1 protein-coding gene is annotated in these 649 nt (G+C 66.7%); it reads right to left on the bottom strand.

The features are described 5' to 3' along the window. The coding region (locus BV95_RS22520) for an HAD-IC family P-type ATPase (protein ID WP_037457600.1) at window positions 1-649 on the bottom strand (649 nt) is incomplete at both ends.

Raw genomic sequence — 649 nt, 5'->3', positions numbered from 1 at the left:
ACCGTCTCGCCATCCACGCTCGCGGTGACGCCCCGACCGGTCAGGCTCTTGAGGTCGCCGGCAGTCGGCACGGCACGATCGTTCAGACGTTCGCGGCCGTCCTTGACGATCGCTTGGGCCAGGGGATGGTCGCTCAACGCTTCGACGGCGACAGCCAGCGCCAGCAACTCGCCTTCATCGGCGCCATCGACGGGCACGACATCAGTGATGCGCGGACGACCTTCGGTCAGCGTGCCCGTCTTGTCGAAAGCGATCGCTTTGAGCGACCCGAGGTTTTCGAGCGGTGCACCGCCCTTCACGAGCACGCCGCCCCGCGCTGCACGGGCAACGCCCGACAGGACCGCGCTCGGCGTTGCGATCGCGAGCGCGCACGGGCTTGCCGCCACCAGCACCGCCATCGCGCGATAGAAGCTGTCGCGGAACGGCTCGTCGACGACCACCCATGCGAACAGCAGGAGCACTGACAGGACCAGGACGGCGGGCACGAAGATCCGTTCGAACCGGTCGGTGAAGCGCTGCGTCGGCGACTTCTGCGTCTCCGCTTCGCTCACCATCTTCACGACCTTGGCAAGCGCGCTTTCATTGGAACGGCGTGTCACCTCGATCTCGATCGCGCCGCCGCCGTTGATCGTACCAGCAAAAACCCGGC

Source organism: Sphingobium chlorophenolicum (assembly GCF_000722875.1).
GTDB classification, from domain to species: domain Bacteria; phylum Pseudomonadota; class Alphaproteobacteria; order Sphingomonadales; family Sphingomonadaceae; genus Sphingobium; species Sphingobium chlorophenolicum.
The sequence above is the reverse complement of the archived record's forward strand: the minus strand, read 5'-3'. Positions and strand labels throughout refer to the sequence as shown.